We start from the raw sequence: 2901 nt of genomic DNA, 5'->3' as shown, positions 1-2901 counted from the left end.
TATACATTTTTTTATTCTTCTGGTACAAGTCATCACTAAAGCTGTTGCTCACCTGTCTCAATTCAAAAAGTGCTTTACTGATCTGAATGCTGTTATAACCTTGAGCGGTTAGGTAATGATTTAAATGGCGTTCTTCTATATTACTGTTATTCCCAAGCTCTTCCCAATTGCCCAGGTAGGTATACCCTAAATTTACGATAAAAAGGTCAGTAATTCTGCGTTGAGAATTTTGGTTGGTTTGGACTATAGTGTTCATCAAATATTTTTTATCTAATATCAGGAATAATTCCTTTAGTATTAGATAAATTTTATCAACCCAAGGAATTAATTCTACTTTTGGAATAGCTAAGCTCCTAGTAGCTTATTAAAAATAAGGCATTCCATCGCTGAAATGCCTTCTATCATAGAGCGGTTATATGATCTTTAAGTATTATGTTTTAATTAATCATGGTCGCCCCCTTGCCTTCTAAATCAGCCAGGGTAGCTTCATCAGTTACGGTAACATTAAGCAGTGCTCTAACTTTAGTCCACTTGCCCAGGTTGGCATTATAAACACCACCAAGCATCCCAAAATAAGCATGCGTAGGCTGTGCCTCGCCTAAAGTGAAGGCAAACTTTAACGTATTACTTCCATTGGCAAAATAAGGCTGATCAACCAGCGTAATTAAATCTTTTTCATCGTAAAAATCTGTTGTGGTAATGCGGTAGCCCATACTCGGCGGACCAGCACTAAACAAGTTTCCATTTCCACCAAAAAATATAACATCCAAAGGTTTTGAATCTACTGTAATGTTAGTTCCTTCAAAGACAGCAAAGCCTGCGGCATTACCACTATTAGCCAACAATCCAGTAGTTTTAGTGCCAAATCCCTGACCATCGTTAGTAGAATAATTGAATGCCGTTATCCAATTCGCTGCGCTGATATCTGTCGAAGCTGAGCCAGATATCTTTTTAGCTGTTCCCCCTACATAAAAGTAAGTACCTTTGGCTGCTTTTCCTGTGGTAAGGTTAAATTTATAAGTCCTTAGCCCTCCTGTGGCCCAGCCTTTTGCAGGATAACCTGTGGGGGTAGATGCCCCAGCATTATTGGTAGTTACCACAGAAAAAGGCGTTACAGCGAAATCAATATCCCTTGTGGCCATAAACTGTAAGTATTCGTAATTACCATCACTTCCACGTGCATCTCCCATAAAACCGGTAATGATAATCGGACTGATACTGATCACGGAACTTAATGTTTTTACATCTTCGCTCTTTCTTACCCATAACCGGGGTACAATTTTATCGGCTTCGCCCAAGGCACCCAGAATAATACCCGTAAAATTAGCACTCACCGGCAGTGGCGATTTGGCGAATGCAGCGGCACTTTGAGTATGCATCATGATATTATCAAAACCATCATTCAATAACCTATCGCCAGAAAACACATCTGTAGGAGCTGGTAAGGGATCAAAGCCGGCTTTTGTAATGGCCACCAATGTACTTTCATAGGTATCAGGGTTGGCCACAATAAGGTTGCTGGTTACCCTCTTAGCCAGCAGCACATTTGCTGAGGAAACTTTTGTAACTTGTGAATTATTAATGCCTGTAATTTGCAGCATACCATTTACCCTTTTTAATGTTCCACCGTCAACATTTACCATAATGGAATCTCCAGGCATATAACTTGCTGCAGCTTCGCCAATAGGAATGGCAATACCTCTTACCTTAGCACGACGGTTATTTTGTAAAACTAATAATCCTGAAGGAGCATTACCTTCTGTATGATCGGAAATGACGATGCCTACAATCTGCCTGGCACCGAACATCGTTTCTGGATTTAAAGGAATATCATTCCCCTTAAAAAGACCTCTTAAATCGCTAATGGCGATGATAGGACTTAAAGTGCCCTCTGCTTCAGTTGTTTTTTTGCAAGCCATCAAGGTGATGGAGAAAGTAATAAGTGCTATTGTATTTAAGAATATCTTTTTCATATATTTAATGCTGGTTTAAAGTATTTATGGTTTTTGCCACCACACTTGTGTAGAAATTTCATCAGGGCCTTGTGCTGCCACCGCAGCCTTATAATGATCTGGGTTGGCAGATACCACATAATTTGGGTAATTAAGTCTTGCTGGCATCACCCCATTATTTCTCAAACCACCACCATTAGGTAAAACAGGATGTCCGGTGCGGCGGTACTCAAACCACCCTTCAAGGTCAGTCATAAAAAGGGCATAATATTTTTGCACATGGATCATTTCCATTTTCTCTTCCAGTGTCGCTGCGTCATCCCAAGTTAGATCGGCATCTGAAAGATAGGTAGCCGTAGGTGTATAACCCCATAAAGAGATACTGTTTAAAATGCCGTTATGGTAATAAGTGGCAGGCGTACCTGTAATGAAGCCTTTAGTAGCAGCTTCTGCTAAAATAAACTGTACTTCAGCATAATTCATGATGTTACCAAGCAAAGGCTCTGACTGCAAGGTCAGCGGTTGGTATGAACGACCAACCGGCGTTTGACCTACCGGATAACCACTTGGAATACCTGCATACGCACCAAGAGATGTTGTAGCCCATTTTGCAATTCGTGGATCTGCCCATTTAGTAAGGTTACTGACGAAAAATTCCGCTAGCTTAGGTGCTGGCCAATCTTGTACCCTTACAGACACATATGGAGATACGTATGGTGCAATGCCAGTCCATTTTAAAATAGCCGACTCCGCATTACTGGTAATGATAGGATAGCTGGAAGCATTGGTGTTAACCATATCCTTTATTTTAGCAATACTTTCTGCGGAAACTTCGGCTTTGCCTGATACCCGCAACAATAACCTTAAATAAAGAGAGTTTCCAAATTTGCGCCAATTGGCTGCTTTACCGCCAAATACAGGATCACTGTTACCTACAACATCAGGAGCA

3 protein-coding genes are annotated in these 2901 nt (G+C 40.8%); all 3 read right to left on the bottom strand.

The features are described 5' to 3' along the window. On the bottom strand, positions 1-256 hold a 256-nt coding region (locus ACR2F7_RS00830), incomplete at its 3' end, for a hypothetical protein (protein ID WP_432711714.1). Positions 257-437: 181 nt separating this feature from the next. Beyond that, positions 438-1973 carry a DUF5689 domain-containing protein gene (locus tag ACR2F7_RS00825; RefSeq protein ID WP_432711713.1) on the bottom strand — a complete coding sequence of 512 codons (1536 nt, stop codon included), beginning with the start codon at positions 1971-1973 and terminating at the stop codon, positions 438-440. 24 nt (positions 1974-1997) lie between these two features. Next, positions 1998-2901, bottom strand: a 904-nt coding sequence (locus tag ACR2F7_RS00820; protein ID WP_432711712.1) for a SusD/RagB family nutrient-binding outer membrane lipoprotein, incomplete at its 5' end; no start/stop codon positions are given.

This window comes from Pedobacter sp. (assembly GCF_045628745.1).
In the GTDB taxonomy this organism is placed as follows: Bacteria; Bacteroidota; Bacteroidia; order Sphingobacteriales; family Sphingobacteriaceae; genus Pedobacter.
This window is presented reverse-complemented; position numbering and strand designations above follow the sequence as displayed.

What these genes read in the sequence shown, in the direction of transcription:
- ACR2F7_RS00825 (WP_432711713.1), bottom strand. Translation starts at nt 1,973, where the DNA reads ATGAAAAAGATATTCTTAAATACAATAGCACTTATTACTTTCTCCATC.